Annotated in this window: 16 protein-coding genes and 3 pseudogenes; 15 read left to right on the plus strand and 4 right to left on the minus strand. The window is 38.3% G+C overall.

Features of this window, described 5'->3' with window-relative positions:
• Nucleotides 1-1,184 (minus strand): annotated as a pseudogene (locus ACWYN3_RS33135) (asparagine synthetase B).
• A gap of 267 nt (nucleotides 1,185-1,451) precedes the next feature.
• Between ACWYN3_RS33135 and ACWYN3_RS33140 the strand changes: the two are divergent.
• Both ACWYN3_RS33140 and ACWYN3_RS33145 read left to right on the plus strand, forming a co-directional pair.
• Nucleotides 1,452-1,970, plus strand: coding sequence for a peptidylprolyl isomerase (locus ACWYN3_RS33140; RefSeq protein WP_456218049.1), 519 nt, complete (start codon nucleotides 1,452-1,454; stop codon nucleotides 1,968-1,970).
• Nucleotides 1,921-2,454 carry a DUF5606 family protein gene (locus tag ACWYN3_RS33145; protein WP_456218050.1) on the plus strand — a complete coding sequence of 178 codons (534 nt, stop codon included), beginning with the start codon at nucleotides 1,921-1,923 and terminating at the stop codon, nucleotides 2,452-2,454. The genes ACWYN3_RS33140 and ACWYN3_RS33145 overlap by 50 nt, the downstream gene beginning before the upstream one ends.
• Before the next feature lie 282 nt (nucleotides 2,455-2,736).
• Here ACWYN3_RS33145 and rlmH read toward each other — a convergent pair whose 3' ends face one another.
• A complete protein-coding gene (rlmH, locus tag ACWYN3_RS33150) occupies nucleotides 2,737-3,213 on the minus strand; it encodes a 23S rRNA (pseudouridine(1915)-N(3))-methyltransferase RlmH (RefSeq protein ID WP_456218051.1) in 477 nt (158 codons plus the stop codon).
• A 91-nt stretch (nucleotides 3,214-3,304) separates the two neighbouring features.
• Here rlmH and ACWYN3_RS33155 point away from each other — a divergent pair, with 91 nt between their 5' ends.
• The 5 genes from ACWYN3_RS33155 to ACWYN3_RS33175 all read left to right on the plus strand — a co-directional run bounded on the left by ACWYN3_RS33155 (nucleotide 3,305) and on the right by ACWYN3_RS33175 (nucleotide 6,584).
• Nucleotides 3,305-4,918 carry a MutS-related protein gene (locus ACWYN3_RS33155; RefSeq protein WP_456218052.1) on the plus strand — a complete coding sequence of 538 codons (1,614 nt, stop codon included), beginning with the start codon at nucleotides 3,305-3,307 and terminating at the stop codon, nucleotides 4,916-4,918.
• A complete protein-coding gene (locus ACWYN3_RS33160; RefSeq protein WP_456218053.1) occupies nucleotides 4,908-5,141 on the plus strand; it encodes a hypothetical protein in 234 nt (77 codons plus the stop codon). The genes ACWYN3_RS33155 and ACWYN3_RS33160 overlap by 11 nt, the downstream gene beginning before the upstream one ends.
• A gap of 95 nt (nucleotides 5,142-5,236) precedes the next feature.
• Entirely contained in the window at nucleotides 5,237-6,340 is a 1,104-nt protein-coding gene (locus ACWYN3_RS33165; RefSeq protein ID WP_456218054.1) for a glycoside hydrolase family 1 protein, read from the plus strand.
• Nucleotides 6,304-6,507 carry a family 1 glycosylhydrolase gene (locus ACWYN3_RS33170; protein WP_456223245.1) on the plus strand — a complete coding sequence of 68 codons (204 nt, stop codon included), beginning with the start codon at nucleotides 6,304-6,306 and terminating at the stop codon, nucleotides 6,505-6,507. Before ACWYN3_RS33165 ends, ACWYN3_RS33170 begins: the two co-directional genes overlap by 37 nt.
• Nucleotides 6,444-6,584, plus strand: a complete 141-nt coding sequence (locus ACWYN3_RS33175) for a family 1 glycosylhydrolase (protein WP_456218055.1) — start codon at nucleotides 6,444-6,446, stop codon at nucleotides 6,582-6,584. Before ACWYN3_RS33170 ends, ACWYN3_RS33175 begins: the two co-directional genes overlap by 64 nt.
• Nucleotides 6,585-6,675: 91 nt before the next feature.
• Here ACWYN3_RS33175 and ACWYN3_RS33180 read toward each other — a convergent pair.
• Both ACWYN3_RS33180 and ACWYN3_RS33185 read right to left on the minus strand, forming a co-directional pair.
• A pseudogene (locus tag ACWYN3_RS33180) lies at nucleotides 6,676-8,953 on the minus strand (aconitate hydratase).
• 286 nt (nucleotides 8,954-9,239) lie between these two features.
• Nucleotides 9,240-9,857, minus strand: coding sequence for a polysaccharide deacetylase family protein (locus ACWYN3_RS33185; protein WP_456218056.1), 618 nt, complete (start codon nucleotides 9,855-9,857; stop codon nucleotides 9,240-9,242).
• A gap of 84 nt (nucleotides 9,858-9,941) precedes the next feature.
• Here ACWYN3_RS33185 and ACWYN3_RS33190 point away from each other — a divergent pair, with 84 nt between their 5' ends.
• The 8 genes and pseudogenes from ACWYN3_RS33190 (at nucleotide 9,942) to ACWYN3_RS33225 (ending at nucleotide 15,935) form a co-directional block, all read left to right on the plus strand.
• Nucleotides 9,942-11,354 carry a TolC family protein gene (locus ACWYN3_RS33190; protein ID WP_456218057.1) on the plus strand — a complete coding sequence of 471 codons (1,413 nt, stop codon included), beginning with the start codon at nucleotides 9,942-9,944 and terminating at the stop codon, nucleotides 11,352-11,354.
• A 96-nt stretch (nucleotides 11,355-11,450) separates the two neighbouring features.
• A complete protein-coding gene (locus ACWYN3_RS33195; RefSeq protein ID WP_456218058.1) occupies nucleotides 11,451-11,996 on the plus strand; it encodes an efflux RND transporter periplasmic adaptor subunit in 546 nt (181 codons plus the stop codon).
• Entirely contained in the window at nucleotides 11,905-12,567 is a 663-nt protein-coding gene (locus ACWYN3_RS33200) for an HlyD family secretion protein (protein WP_456218059.1), read from the plus strand. Before ACWYN3_RS33195 ends, ACWYN3_RS33200 begins: the two co-directional genes overlap by 92 nt.
• Entirely contained in the window at nucleotides 12,564-12,749 is a 186-nt protein-coding gene (locus ACWYN3_RS33205; RefSeq protein ID WP_456218060.1) for a hypothetical protein, read from the plus strand. Before ACWYN3_RS33200 ends, ACWYN3_RS33205 begins: the two co-directional genes overlap by 4 nt.
• A 75-nt stretch (nucleotides 12,750-12,824) precedes the next feature.
• Nucleotides 12,825-13,827 (plus strand): annotated as a pseudogene (locus tag ACWYN3_RS33210) (NAD(P)H-dependent glycerol-3-phosphate dehydrogenase).
• Nucleotides 13,828-13,971: 144 nt separating this feature from the next.
• Entirely contained in the window at nucleotides 13,972-14,289 is a 318-nt protein-coding gene (locus tag ACWYN3_RS33215) for a hypothetical protein (RefSeq protein WP_456218061.1), read from the plus strand.
• Between the two features lie 201 nt (nucleotides 14,290-14,490).
• Nucleotides 14,491-14,931: a carboxypeptidase-like regulatory domain-containing protein gene (locus tag ACWYN3_RS33220; RefSeq protein WP_456218062.1), complete on the plus strand. Its 441-nt coding sequence runs from the start codon at nucleotides 14,491-14,493 to the stop codon at nucleotides 14,929-14,931.
• Between the two features lie 32 nt (nucleotides 14,932-14,963).
• Nucleotides 14,964-15,935, plus strand: a complete 972-nt coding sequence (locus tag ACWYN3_RS33225; RefSeq protein WP_456218063.1) for a TonB-dependent receptor plug domain-containing protein — start codon at nucleotides 14,964-14,966, stop codon at nucleotides 15,933-15,935.
• The last annotated feature ends 112 nt before the right edge of the window (nucleotides 15,936-16,047 follow it).

Below are 16,047 nucleotides of genomic sequence, written 5' to 3' on the forward strand. Positions count from 1 at the left end.
TCAGGTCTTCTGATGTTTTTTCTTTGCTGCCGGAAATAATACGTTGTTCAGGATCAGGCGGTATCCTGGTGAATTAGGATGAAGATTTAAGTCAGTGGGTGGATCACCCACTGCATGCTGATAATCCTCAGGATCATGGCCACCATAAAAAGTGAACTGTCCTTTTCCAATGTCACCATGCAGATAACGAACCTCAGCGGCTCCCTTGTTCTCCCCCAGAACAGTAATATTTGGTTTAATCAGACTTTTTCTGAATGCTGTTGTTTGCCCCATAAAACCTTTAATCACACGGTCATGGTTCTGGGTTAACATAGTTGGTACAAGATCTGATTTAGCAGAAAACTCAAATAAGGTAAAATAATCGTTTTGCTGTGTCAGGCTCTGGTTTGTGTGACATCAATATCAGAAAACTCATAATTTGCAGGATTGAGATCCAGTTTAAAATCCTTAAAAGCAAGCGTCTTCTTAAAATCGAGTTTTGACTGGGCATTCGGATCTTCTGCATCTCCATCAAACATGCTCGCGCAAATATCTACTCCATCTGCTGATAAGGCGATATCAAAGCTGTCAGTCGCAGAGCACATCGCAAAAAGAAAACCACCGCCGGCACAGAACTCCGTCATTTTCTTAGCCACAGCAAGTTTCATCTCAGATACTTTGCTGAACCCATTTCTTTTTGCTGTTGCTTCCTGTGTTTTAACATCTTCTCTATACCATGTTGCATTTTGGAAAGCACTCCAGAAACGACCATACTGCCCTGTGAAATCTTCATGGTGTAAATGGAGCCAGTCGTAACCGCTTAACTTATCTTTTAATACATCATCATCATAAACAATATCATAAGGTATTTCTGCGTAGGTAAGTACCATGGTCACTGCATCATCCCACCACGGTAATTTGCTTTTTGGTGAATAAACGGCAATTTTGGGAGCTTTTTCGAGTTTGACCATTTCCATGTTTACCTCAGGGTCACTAATCTCATTTAATATGGCAGTAACCTTGCCATCAGCGATAACCTGAAAAGAAACTCCTCTTGTTTTGCATTCATCTTCAACGAGCTTATTGTATTTAATCAGAAAGCTGCCTCCCCGGTAGTTTAGTAACCAGCTTACATCTGCATTTTGTTTAATGCTCCAGTAAGCAATGCCATAAGCCTTAAGGTGATTTTTCTGATCTTCATCCATATTGATCAGAATTGATGAGGCCTTTACGGCCATCGTAAAAATCAGCAACAACAGCAATAAAAAACTCTTTTTCAAAATCATAAGCAGGGCAGATCAGATACGAATCTAAACTTTTAAACATGTTCTAAGGGTGTGACTGAAATTTTTATTACTATTAAACGTTAAAATGAATCATTATATATACATTTATAGGTTGGATGGTTTTTTAAACCTTTAGTTTATCTAGTCATTTCAATTTACTAAATTTGACCATTACAAAAAAGGAATATGAGCAAAGCAATAATAAAAACAGAAAAAGGCGACATGACTGTCGAGTTTTATGACAAGGATGCCCCTAACACAGTTGCAAACTTTAAAAAATTAGCAAATGAAGGGTTTTATGATGGAATCACTTTTCACCGTGTAATTCCTGATTTCGTAGTACAGGCAGGATGCCCAAATTCTAAAGATGCAGCTACGGCTCATTTAGCTGGAACTGGTGGTCCTGGTTACAAAATTGACTGTGAACTTGATGGCGGAAATCAACATCATGAGCGCGGTGTATTATCTATGGCTCATGCAGGTAGAAATACTGGTGGTTCACAATTCTTCATTTGTCACAGCAGATCAAACACTGCACATTTAGATAGAAATCACACTTGCTTTGGTAAAGTGGTTGAAAATGTAGACATTGTTGACGATCTCAAACAAGGAGATAAGATTTTAGGTAGGTATAGAAGTGATAGAAGATTAAGACATGAATTTAAGAGGAATTGTAGCCGTATCTGGCAGACCAGGTTTATTTAAACTTGTTGGACAAAATAAAGCAGGTTACGTACTGGAAGGTTTAGATGCTCAAAAAGTTAAAATTGTAACTAGTATCTCTTCTACTAAACTGGCTTCATTAGAAGATATTACTATCTATGGTGAAGATGAAGATTTAAAGCTGATTGATGTTTTAGCAAATATTGCTGCGTTAAAAGGTGATGTTGCTGATGCTAAAGCTGATGCTTCAGTTTTAAGAGCATTATTTGTTGAGGTTGCACCTACACATGATCAGGAGAAAGTTTATACTTCAGATATGAAGAAAATCATTACCTGGTACCACTTATTAAAGGATCTTCCTTTATTCACTGAAGCTGCTCCTGGAGCTGTTGAAGGTGCTGAAGCGGTTAAAGCAGCGGAAGATAAGAAAGTTAAGGCTACGCCTAAACCTTCAAATGCTAAAGCTCCGGTTAAAACATCTCAGCCAGCTAAGAAAGCTAGCATGACAAGTAAAAAAGGAGTTTAAGAACTCATTTTATTGCATATAAAAAAACCGGATGTTCAACATCCGGTTTTTTTTATACACAAGAATTTCTTGTGTTTGCTAAATATGGTTTACAAATAATAAACGATCAGCAGAAATGCGAGTATTGAGATAATAATAGCAATTGTAAAACCCCAGCGGTTACCGCCACTTCTGCTTCTGAATCTGTATTTTCTTTTAAAATCTCCTGGTTGCATAAAATTCCTTTCTTTTTTAATAGGTTATGATGATGATGCACAAAACGAAATATTCCATAAATAAATTTTATTCATGATGATAAGGTTCTCCCTTTAAAATGCTAAAGGCTCTGTACAATTGTTCCACAAAAAACAGACGAACCATTTGATGAGAAAAAGTCATGTCCGATAAAGATATACTTCCGTTTGCTCTTTTGTATACACTTTCATCAAAGCCATAAGGTCCGCCGCCAATAACAAATATGATATGCTGAACACTGCCGATCATTTGTTTATTTAAATAATTTGCGAACTGAACAGAAGTGTATTTCTTCCCTTTCTCATCCATTAAAATAACCGTATCCAGATTGCTGATTTGTTTTTGGATCAGTTCAGCTTCTTTTGTTTTTTGTTGTGCTTCTGTTAAGTTCTTGGTATTCTTGACATCGGGAATAACAACCAGGCTGAACCCAATATAATGCTTTAACCGGTTAAGATATTTTTCAATGCCCTCGATCAGATATTTGTCTTCAGTTTTTCCAACAACGAGTAAAGTTATTTTCATTCAATATTAATCTGCTAGTTTAGTAATTCCTATATTTAGAAACAGCTTTTGAATAAGTAAGCGGTTTTAATAATTAAGAGGATTCAAAGATATGGTAAAATCTAAAGATAGTATTTTAAAGGACTATCAAAATAATGTTGCGACTCAGGAAATACAAATCAAAGAACTCAATAAAACCCTTAATAACATATCGTTAGCCAGATTAGGTTTGTTTATTATAGAGATACTTTTAGTAAGTATAACTATCTATTTTGGTTATCACTGGCTGATTGGTATACTCATGTGCATCCCTGTGTTATGTTTTATGATCATTGTGAAGCGTCAGACTGCTAAAGAAGATGAACTTAATTACACAGAGAAACTGCTCTTTGTATTTCAGAATGAGGTAAACCTGATTCTTACGGGTAAAAATAAATACAAAGAAGGTAAACACTTTGAAGATGAGTATCACCCGTACTCTTCAGATCTTGATATTTACGGACACTCTTCTCTATACGCGTTTATCAACCGTTCAAACACAGTGAATGGGATGAAGCTGCTGGCTGATAGTTTGAGTAAACCAGCTACTCCTGAGATCATTATGGAACGTCAGGATGCGATAAGCGAGCTGACCAGCCATATCGATCAGACTTTTCATTTCCGGGCAGGACTTCAAAACCATAAACCAGAGCAACTGGAAATTATCAGCTATAAACTGGAACATCAAATGCCAGACCAGCTAAAATTCACGCACAATAGCCTGCTGCGGTTTTATGCAGTTGCCTCACCTTTTATATCCGCCGGAATAATAATTCTGGGTATAGTATATGGTGACTTATATTGGAAAGGTCTGGGATTTTACGCCGTCATCAATGTTGCTTTATGTTTAGCTTTCGGTAAAAAGCTCAATCAGGTACATTCAGGATTTAGTGGAAGTGCAAGTTTGCTCAATGCAATATCGGGCACAGTAAAATGGACAGAGGAATTGAAATGGGAGAGTAAGTATATCAAAGGTTTTTTTACTGAAAGGACTTTAGCAGTACCGTTGAGTGTACAAATCAAAAAACTATCAGGCATTATCAATTCATTTGACGTGCGGTTAAACATGGTTGTTGGAACCTTGTTTAATGTATTCCTTTTATGGGATTTCAGATGTGCAATTCAGCTGGATAAATGGTTTGTTAATTCTTCAGATCAGTTGATCAGGGGCTTATATACTATTAGTCAGTTCGAGGAGCTGATCTCTTTTGCAACATTCAACCATAACGAGCCCAACCTTACTTTTCCGGTAATTGCAGATGCTTTTCATTTCGAAGTAAAAGAATTGGGACATCCGCTGATTGCAGAGAACAAACGGATCGTCAACGATTACAGTTTTGGTGATCAGCCGGCCGTTGATATTGTAACAGGATCAAATATGGCTGGTAAGAGCACGTTTCTGCGTACAGCTGGTATAAATATGGTATTAGCTTTTTCAGGTGCTCCAGTGTGTGCTAAATATATGAAGGTGTCGATTTTTGAAATCCTGACCTATATGAGGATCAAAGATTCACTGAATGATCAGACTTCAACTTTTAAAGCAGAATTGAACAGGTTAAAAATGATCCTTGAGGGAGTGACCAGTTTATCACATCCTTTGGTATTAATTGATGAGATGCTGAGAGGAACAAACAGTAAGGATAAGTACCTGGGATCAAAAGTTTTTTATTCAGCAGATGATCCTTAAAAAAAAAACACCAACGCTATTTGCCACACATGATCTTCAGTTATCAGAAATGATTGAAAAATATTCAGGCCTGGTAAGAAACTATCATTTTGATATTCAACTGGCAGAAGGGGAGATGAATTTTGATTACAAACTCAAAGAAGGAGCATGTAAAACATTTAATGCAGCACTACTGTTGAAAGAGATAGGATTGAGTTTCAACCCTGACGAACTGGACTCGTAATAAGCTGTTGGAAATCTAACCAGCTTATAACTTTACTGTAAACATAACATGAAGTTAACATCAAATTCTCATATTGCCTGTTATAGAACTCAGATATGATTAAAGCATCAGACTTTGGTGATGATTTTTCGTGGGGCGTGGCTACCGCCGCTTTACAGATTGAAGGCGCAGCAGATATGTATGGCAAAGGGCCATCTATATGGGATACCTTTTCCAAAAGATCGGGTAAGATCAAAAAAGGACACAGTCCGGCTATGGCCTGTGATTTTTATCATCGTTATAACGAAGACATTGCACTCGTTAAACTACTTGGGTTCTCCGTATTCAGATTTTCAATCTCCTGGCCAAGGATTCTTCCTTTCGGTAAAGGAATAGTTAACGAAGAGGGTATAAGGTTCTATCATAACGTAATAGATGAGTGTCTTGAACAGGGAATCACCCCTTACATTACATTATATCACTGGGATCTGCCCGAAGCCTTAGAAGAAGAGGGAGGTTGGACAGCATTTAGCATTAATATGGCATTTAATGCTTTTGTTACGCTTTGTGCCCGGACATACGGTGATAAAGTGAAAAACTGGATTGTGCTGAATGAACCTTTTGGTTTTACTTCTCTGGGTTATATGCTTGGTGTACATGCGCCAGGTAAAACCGGGTTAACTAATTTCTTTTCCGCAGTGCATCATACTGCAATCGCCCAGGCTGATGGCGGTCGTATTTTGCGGGCGGAAGTATCAAATGCGAATATTGGAACTACCTACTCCTGTTCCTGTTCAGAGATTATTCCTTATACGCAGAGCGATGCCGATATCCTGGCAGCCTCACGTGTTGATTGCCTGATGAACCGTTTATTTATAGAACCCACATTAGGAATGGGTTATCCCGGTCAGGAATGGGAGGTGATGGAAAAGTTTGCAATTTCACACTCTACCTGGAGACATACCGAGCGGTTAACGTTTGACTTTGATTTCATTGGTTTACAGAACTATTTTCCATTAACTATTAAATACAATGCGTTTATACCTGTGGTACAAGCCTGGGAGGTAAAAGCTAAAAACAGGAAGAAGCCGCATACCGCAATGGGCTGGGAAATTAATGGGGATAGTTTTTTTATAACATTATCAAACAATTCGCTTCTTATCCTAATATCAGGAACCTGGTCATTACGGAAAATGGAGCCGCTTTTCATGATAAGCTGATCGGTGGTGCAGTAGATGATACTGAACGTATAGAATATTTCAGATTATATCTGTTAGCTATATTAAGAGAGCTAAAAAAGAAGGCGTTAATATTACAGGTTATATGGCCTGGACGCTGCTTGATAATTTTGAATGGGCCGAAGGGTTTAATGCCAGGTTTGGCTTAATACATAACGATTTCAAAACTCAGCAGCGGACTATAAAATCATCAGGCTACTGGTGGCAGGAGTTTCTGAAAAAATAACCCCAAAAATAAAGAATACAGGAAGGCAGAAAATAAAGGACATAAAAAAACTCCCGTTTTAAAACGGGAGTTTTTTTATGAAGTTATAATATTATTGAGCTACTTGCTTACGAATAATATTCAATGCACCACCAGCTTTAAACCAGTCGATCTGTTGTGCGTTATAACTATGGTTAACTTTGAATTCTTCTTTCGTGCCATCAGCATGGTTTAACACAATTGTTAAAGGTACATCAGGAGTAAAAGTTGTTAATCCTGCGATATCGATTACATCATCTTCGCGGATTTTATCATAGTCTTCCTTGTTAGCGAATGTGTTAAACCTAACATTCCCTGTTTTTTCAAGTTAGTTTCGTGGATACGTGCAAAAGACTTAACCAATACAGCACGAACACCAAGGTGACGAGGCTCCATTGCAGCATGCTCACGAGAAGAACCTTCACCGTAATTTTCATCACCAACTACGATTGTTCCGATACCATCAGCTTTATAAACACGTTGAGTTGCAGGAACCGGACCGTATTCGCCAGTTACCAGGTTTTTAACATTGTCAGTTTTATCATTGAAATAATTAACTGCACCGATCAGCATGTTATTAGAGATATTATCCAGGTGACCACGGAATTTCAACCATGGGCCAGCCATAGAAATATGGTCAGTAGTACATTTACCTTTTGCTTTGATCAGTAATCTTAAACCAGTAAGATCAGTACCTTCCCATGGAGTAAAAGGATCAAGCAATTGCAATCTGTGAGAAGTTGGCGAAACTAAAATCTGAACACCACTACCATCGGCTGCTGGTTCCTGATAACCTGCGTCATCAACAGCAAAACCTCTTGGAGGCAATTCAAATCCTGTAGGCTCATCCAGTTTTACCTGCTCACCATTTGCATTTGTTAAGGTATCCGTTAATGGGTTGAAGCTTAGGTCACCTGCGATAGCTAAAGCGGTTACCAGTTCAGGAGAACCAACAAAAGCAAAAGTATTTGGGTTACCATCAGCACGTTTTGCAAAGTTACGGTTGAAAGAGTGAACGATTGTGTTTTTCTCTTGTTTCTCCGAACCTACTCTGTCCCACATTCCAATACAAGGTCCACAAGCATTTGTAAATACTTTAGCACCTATTTGTTTGAATACATCCATAAATCCATCACGTTGTATAGTGAAACGAATTTGCTCAGATCCAGGGTTAATACAATATTCAGATTTAGCTGTTAAGCCTTTTTCTGCAACTTGTTTTGCAACACTTACAGCTCTTGAGATATCTTCATAAGAAGAGTTCGTACAAGATCCGATCAAACCAACATCGATTTTCATCGGCCATCTAGCTAAAGCTAAAGCAACTTCTTTCATTTTTGAAATAGGAGTAGCTAAATCCGGAGTAAACGGACCGTTCAGATAAGGTTCAAGTGTAGATAAGTCAATTTCAATTACCTGGTCAAAATATTTAGCAGGATCAGCATAAACTTCAGCATCACCGGTTAAATATTCTTTAACTGCATTGGCAGCATCTGCAACATCAGCTCTGTTAGTAGCACGTAAATAACGTTCCATGCTCTCATCATAACCGAAGGTAGAAGTAGTCGCACCGATTTCAGCACCCATATTACAGATGGTACCTTTACCAGTACAACTCATATTTGTTGCACCTTCACCAAAATATTCAACAATAGCACCAGTACCACCTTTTACAGTCAGGATACCGGCCACTTTTAAGATAACATCTTTAGGTGAAGACCAGCCGCTTAATTTACCGGTTAACTTTACACCAATTAATTTAGGGAATTTAAGCTCCCATGGTAAACCTGCCATTACATCACATCACATCATCAGCACCACCAACACCAATCGCAACCATACCCAGACCACCAGCGTTTACTGTGTGAGAGTCAGTACCGATCATCATTCCACCCGGAAATGCATAGTTTTCCAATACAACCTGGTGAATAATACCTGCACCTGGTTTCCAGAAACCAATACCATATTTGTTTGATACCGAAGCAAGGAAATCAAATACTTCTTTACTTTCTGTATTTGCAGCAGGAAGATCCTGCTCCGCACCAAATTTTGCGGTAATCAAGTGATCACAGTGTACCGTTGAAGGCACAGCAACTTTCGGTCTGCCAGCCTGCATAAACTGCAATAACGCCATTTGCGCTGTTGCATCCTGCATAGCTACACGGTCAGGGGCAAAATCTACATAGTCAGTACCCCTTACGTAAGCGGTATTTGTATTTTCATCCCAAAGTGGGGGTATATAAGATTTTTTCTGAGAGTGTTAAAGGTCTGCCTACTAATTTACGGGCCGCCTCAACTCGGGGACCAAAGTTTGCATACACCTTTTTGATCATTTCTATATCAAAAGCCATTGATAATATGTGTTAAAAGGTAATATAATATAAATTATTTGTAGCGAATTTACAAAAAAAAAAACAGGGTCAGACTAACCTATATAAGTTCATTATATTATTTATACATGTTCTAAATAAAATAGATGCTTAGCCTTAAGCTCAATTTGTCAAAGTATGTCCATAAATGAACGATATCGTTCATTTATGGACATACTTTTTATAGGTTATGCTTCCGAGAGGTCACAGGAAGTCATTTTGCGGGTATTTTGTTTTTGGCCTGAACTTCGTAAAGGCTATAGAAAAATTAAAGCGTATGGAACTGATAACCCTGAGCGGTTAAGTATTTTAAGGTAGCTGGCAAAGCAAATTTTAACCTGTCAAATGCTTTTAGACTATCATGAAATACAATTATAGATCCATTTCTTGTGTTTTTGATTACGTTCTCATAGCATTTCTCAGGAGAAAGCTTAAGATCGAAATCTCCACTCAGTACATCCCACATAATAATATTAAGCTGTGGGTTAATTTTGCGGAGTTCTTTAATCTGAGATTTTTTTATTCGTCCGTATGGCGGCCGAAAAAGATGCGTATTTGTCAGTTGCTGGCAAGCCTGAAAATTTTGAACGTAGGTCTTATCCTCAGTTTTCCAGCCCTTTAGGTGGTTGAGCGTGTGGTTTCCAATTGCATGACCTTCATTTTTAACTTGTTCAAAAATTTCAGCATGTTTGTTTATATTGTCACCGATACAGAAGAAAGTTGCTTTGCAATTGAAACTTTTTAAAGTATTTAAAACAAACTCTGTAACAACAGGTATAGGTCCGTCGTCAAAGGTTAAATAGACGACTTTGTCAGACCGGCTTTTGTTCCAGACTAAGGATGGGTAATACCATTTTAATAAAAGAGGTGATTTAACCAGATACATTGACCAAATGTAAGAAATTACAGGTGGTTGTAAAGAAATTGATAAAATCGATAAGTTGTTTATTTAAGAAAAATATAAAAGCCAATGAAAATGTTTACTAATAATACGCTGTTCTCAAAATTAACCTTCGCTGTTACTTTTAGTTTGGTAACAATAGGTCTTTCCGTTAACCTGCATGCTCAGGAAACGCTTACTATTCAGGATGCTATTGACCGCATGCTGGAGAATAACCTGAATATTAAGCAGTCTGCACTTAATGTGGCTACCTCGGCAGTCACTCTGGAACAATCCAGAGCAGCTCTTTATCCAACTTTGAGCGCAGCAATGGATAATGATTTCAATTTCGGAAGAAGTTTGAACCCCACTACCAACGAGCTGGTATCTCAAAAGTTTTATCGGGGAACGGGTTCCCTCGCGACTTCAGTAGATCTGTTTGGCGGATTTGCCAAGCTCAACCAGATCAGGCAGAATAAGATTTTACTGGCAGCAGGAAACAGTAGTTTGGACAAGGTGAAAAATGATCTTATTTTACAGGTGGTTACTGCTTATTTTCAGGTTGTTTTTAATACAGATTTATTAAAAGCATCTAAAGAACAATTATTGGTTGCTGAGGAAACAAGGAAACGTGAACAGGCTTTACTGGAAGCAGGAAATAAAACACTGGCAGATATTTCGCAGGCAAAGGCTCAGGCGGCTACAGCCGAACTTAATGTAACCACAGCACAAAACCAGTTGACTATTTCTTATCTGACGCTTTCACAATTAATGGAAATGCAGCCGGATTCTCAGAATTATACTGTAGTTAAACCAACGATCAAAGATATTGCAGAGGCGCAGAAGAGTTATGATGCCAATGATGTCTACAATACCTCATTATCTTTCTTCCCGGATATTAAACTGGCGCAATTGAACAGAGAAGCAGCCGAAAAGGGAATTGCTGTAGCAAAAGGAGCTGCTTATCCCAAGATCTCCCTGAATGGTCAGCTTGCATCACAGTATGCATATGCTTTAGGTAAAAGACCACTTGTACCCTCACCGGATGGATTATCTTTAGTTCCTCCTACCGCGGAGGCAGCTTTGAAGGATCAGATCAGTACCAACTTCTCTCAGTATGTTGGGGTTTCTTTGAGAATCCCGATTTTCAATGGTCTGTCCATCAAAGGGAATGTTAGAAAAGCTAAAATTTCTTATGAAGGCAGTAAAATCAGTGAGCAGCTGGCCAAGAACAATTTAAATAAAGTCATTGCACAGGCAGTGGCCGATTTAAGAGCAGCAGATGGAAAATATAAATCAAATGAAAAAACATTTAACGCCCAAAAAGATGCCTTTAACGTAATTGAACAGCGTTATGCAGTAGGTTTGGTAAATTCATTAGACTACAATACTTCAAGAACAAACAGGAACAAAGCAGAAGTTGACTTTATTCAGTCAAAATATGACTTGTTATTCAAATCAAAAGTTATAGATTATTATTTAGGAAAACAGATAACCTTTTAATTAAGCCCGCAACACACAAATTAAACAGAAAGAAATGAAACTAAAACACATACTTATCGCTGTAGAGCGCTAGTCGTCTTACTGGTTATAGGAGCCATGACCGGATTAATAGGCGGTGATAAGGCGGAAAAAGTTACTTTAGAAAAAACTGCAACCAGGAATATCATTGAAACGGTTACTGCAAGTGGTAAGATTAAACCAGAAACGGAGGTTAAAGTAAGTTCAGAGGTATCTGGTGAGGTCGTAGAATTACGCGTTAAAGAAGGTGATATCGTAAAGAAAGGACAGCTTTTATTTAGAATCAGACCTGATGTATTGAAATCTGGTTTGGACAGAGCAAGTGCGACTTATAGCTCACAGAAAGCAACTGTAGGTTCATCTGCTCAGCAGTTAAAACAATCTGAGGCTAACTTTGTGAACCAGGAAGCAATTTACAAACGTAATGTAGAGCTGTTCAAAAAGAAAGTGATCTCAGTTGCAGAATTTGATGCCGCTAAAGCTGCTTATGTTACCGGTAAAACGAATTTGGATGGCGCAAGACAAACACTTATTGCTGCGAAATTTAAATCTTGCTCAAACAGGTGCAGGTGTTCAGGAAGCCAGTGCAAACCTCGCAAAAGCAACTGTATTTTCACCAGTTGACGGAGTAATCTCTAAACTATCTGTAGAACTTGGAGACCGGGTTTTAGGTACAGCCCAGTTCGCTGGTACAGAGTTAATGAGGATCTCTAACCTGAGTTCGATGGAAGTAAACGTTGATGTCAATGAAAATGATATTAACCGCGTCAATGTAGGCGACAATGCTGCAATCCAGGTAGATGCTTTTGATGATAAGAAATTCAAAGGAGTGGTTACTGAAATCGCCAGTTCTTCTAAAGATATCGCTGTAGCAGCTACCACAGTTGATCAGGTTACGAATTTCGTAGTGAAGGTTCGTATTTCAGCAGAATCATACAACGGAGTTAAAGGGGGAGCAAAAGATCTTCCTTCACCATTCAGACCTGGTTTATCAGCTACCGTTGATATTGAAAGTTCATCTGTAAAAAGTTTATCTGTTCCTATCAGGCTGTCTTTGTTGAAGGCCTTAAAAAGGATGCTGCTAAAGAAGATAAAGGGGATTCGGAAGAAGGCGCTGCTCCGGATAAACAGAAATCTAAGCTCAATGATAAAGCGATTAAGCAATACGTTTATACCTATGCTGATGGGAAAGTGAAAAAAGTTGAGGTTACAACCGGTATTCAGGATGATAAGTATATTCAGATTAAAAGTGGGTTGAAAGAGGGACAAGAAATCGTAAGTGGCCCATACTCAACCGTTCAGAATAAATTAAAGGACGGAATGAAGGTGGAAAAAGAAGTTAAAGATCAGTCAGCTTCTAAATCTGCTAAGAAGTAAAACAAGGCTGTTCGCAATAAATTAAGTAATTTGTCCCGGTTTAAAACATTAAGCCGGGATTTTTTTTATTTATATATGATGATACCAAAAGTCGCAATGATTGGTGGCGGTAGCTGGGCAACTGCTGTCATAAAAATGCTTTCAGATAATCTTACCGAAAAAGAGATCTATTGGTGGCTGCGTGATACCGCATCGATTGCACACCTGAAGCAATACAAACACAACCCAAAATACCTTAGTTCTGTAGAGCTGAGACTACCAGAAAATAATATCTCTCATGATATCAGTCAGCTCATTAAACAAGCTGATTATGTAATTCTGAATGTTCCCGCTGCTTTTCTAAAAGAGACCCTTCGTGGTGTTACTCCTGAAATGCTGGCAGGTAAAAAGATCGTTTCAGCTATTAAAGGGATTGTGCCTGATGAAAATCAGATTATCGGTGAATTTATGCATGAGAAGTTCAATGTTCCTCTGGATGATATCCTGGTGATCAGCGGGCCATGTCATGCAGAAGAAGTAGCCCTTGAGAAATTATCCTATCTGACTATTGCTTCTATTAACCTCGAAACAGCAGGAAGCTTCTCGAAATTATTGAATACCAGATATATCAAAACCAATATATCAGATGATATTTTCGGAACAGAATACGCTGCGGTATTGAAAAAAATATTTTGCTGTAGCCAGTGGTATCTGTCATGGAATAGGTTATGGAGATAACTTTCAGGCTGTTTTAATTTCAAATGCGATTCGTGAGATCAACCGGTTTGTAGAAGCCGTACATCCGATTAATCGTGATATCAAAGAATCGGCCTATTTAGGTGATCTGCTGGTAACAGCCTATTCTCAGTTTAGCCGTAACAGGACATTTGGAAATATGATAGGGAAGGGATATACCGTTAAATCTGCCCAGCTGGAGATGAATATGATTGCAGAAGGATATTATGCTGCAAGCTGTATGCATGTGATCAATAAGAAATATAAAGTAGAAATGCCTATCTGCCGTGCGGTTTATGCCATTCTTTATGAACGTCATTCGCCACAAATTGAAATGGCTTTACTGACTGAACAACTAAATTAAAACAATATAATTATCAGATTGTTATTGAATTTATACCATTGTATTTGAAAACTATTTTAGCTAAATTCAAATAGTTTCAAAATTCAGTTTCTAGAAGAGAAGCTGGATTTCTACAAATGGAAAACTTAAAAAACAATCTATAATATGAACAAGAAATATCTAGTGGGTTTATTAACCCTGGCATTAGCGGGTACAGTCTCTCTTTCTACTCAGGCACAAGAAAAAAAGAAAACTCTTGGTGAGAAGATCGAAAAAACAGCTTCATCAGTTGGGAACAAAACTGCAGAAGTAGCAGTAAAAGGCGTTTCAAAAGTAGGCGACAAAACTTATAAAGGTAAAGTTGCACCAGATGGTTCGGATGTTTATATCAACGGAAAAAACCGTAAATATTATATCAATAAAAAAGGAGCTAAAGTTTATCTTAAAGCTTCTCAGATTAAAGACAAACCAGCTGGCAAATAAGTCAGACCTTATCATAAATTCAATCCGGATCGTTAGATCCGGATTTTTTTTGACCTTTTTATCAACTATTCGTTAAATAATCAGGTCTTCTTATTAAAATCTACTAAATGAGTAGTTTTTAATTTTAATAAGAATATATTTGAAAGCAGTTGATAATTAGCTTTGTTATTTATCTGCAACCCTAAACCTAAACTAACGCATATGAACATTAAACTCTACTCAATCATCCTGGTTTTTACAACTCTTGCGCTGACCACGCAGGCACAGACCATACGCGGAACAGTAAGCGATACCTCCCAAACTATTATAGGTGCTACAATCTCTGTCATTGGAACGGGTCAGAAAGCAGGCACTAATGCTACAGGGAAATATCAGCTTAAACTGGTAAAAGGCGGTACTTATACAGTTGCGGTTTCTTATATAGGATACCAGACGCAGCAAAAGAAAATTACAATAGCAGAAAACGAGACCAAAGACCTGGACTTCCAGTTATTATCCAACAACAATAATCTTGAAAATGTAGTTGTGTTGGGTTCCAGAAGTGCACCGCGATCTAACTTAGATACTCCGGTTCCCGTAGATGTGGTTGACATCAGGAAAATCACACAGAATATTCCTCAGGTTTCCCTGATCAGATCCTGAATTTTGTAGCCCCTTCCTTCACCTCAAATGTGATGAGTCTGACCGATGGAACAGATCATATAGACCCTGCATCCTTACGTGGATTGGGGCCGGATCAGGTATTGGTTTTAATTAACGGAAAAAGAAGACATACAACTGCCCTTGTCAATATAAACGGCAGTTTAGGAAAAGGATCTGTAGGTACAGATATGAATGCAATTCCTACCTCAGCTATTAAAAGAGTAGAAATTCTGCGTGACGGAGCTGCGGCGCAGTACGGATCTGACGCAATAGCAGGAGTTATCAATATCATATTAAACGATGAAGTAAATAAACTGACGGCCAATGTTTCTGGCGGAGGATACACCGGGAAACATTCTGATGGCCTTGATGGAGAAACCATACAAGCCAATGTAAATTATGGAGTGAAACTAAGTGATAAAGGAGGTTTTCTGAATCTTGCAGGCTCTTATGATTACAGGGATTTCGCTTCCCGTACCACACCATATCGCGGAGTTATCTATTCAGACTATAACAATCCCGGTCTATATCCAACCCCGACCGGTGTTGATATTACAGATGCAGAGCTGGCAAGAAGGGGACAGACCAGATCTGATTTTGTGCCAAACATCGGCCAGTCAAAAAACAGGGGAGGAGCATTGTTTTTTAACTCAGTAATTCCTGTTGCACAGGATGCTGAAATCTATGCCTTTGGGGGAGTAAACTACAGAAACGGTATTTCCAATGCTTTTTACCGTACTCCGCGTCAGCTTAATCAAAACAATGCGATTATCTATCCAAACGGATTCTTGCCGGAAATTGTAACCAATAGCCTTGATCAGTCCGTTGCAGGTGGGATCAGAGGGAAATTAGGAGAATGGAAAGTAGATTTCAGTAATACTTACGGAAGAAACGTAATTGATTTTAAAACTGCCAACACAGTGAACGCTTCAATGCTGACCTCTTCGCCTACTTCATTTGAATCAGGAGGATATGAATTTGCGCAAAACACACAACTAATCTAGACTTCACCCGTTTCTTTGAAAGCCCATTAAAAGGAATCAACGTAGCCTTTGGATTTGAGAACAGATATGAAAATTATAAAATCAAACCAGGAGAAGAAGCTTCGTGGAGAAA

This window comes from Pedobacter sp. NJ-S-72 (assembly GCF_053890575.1).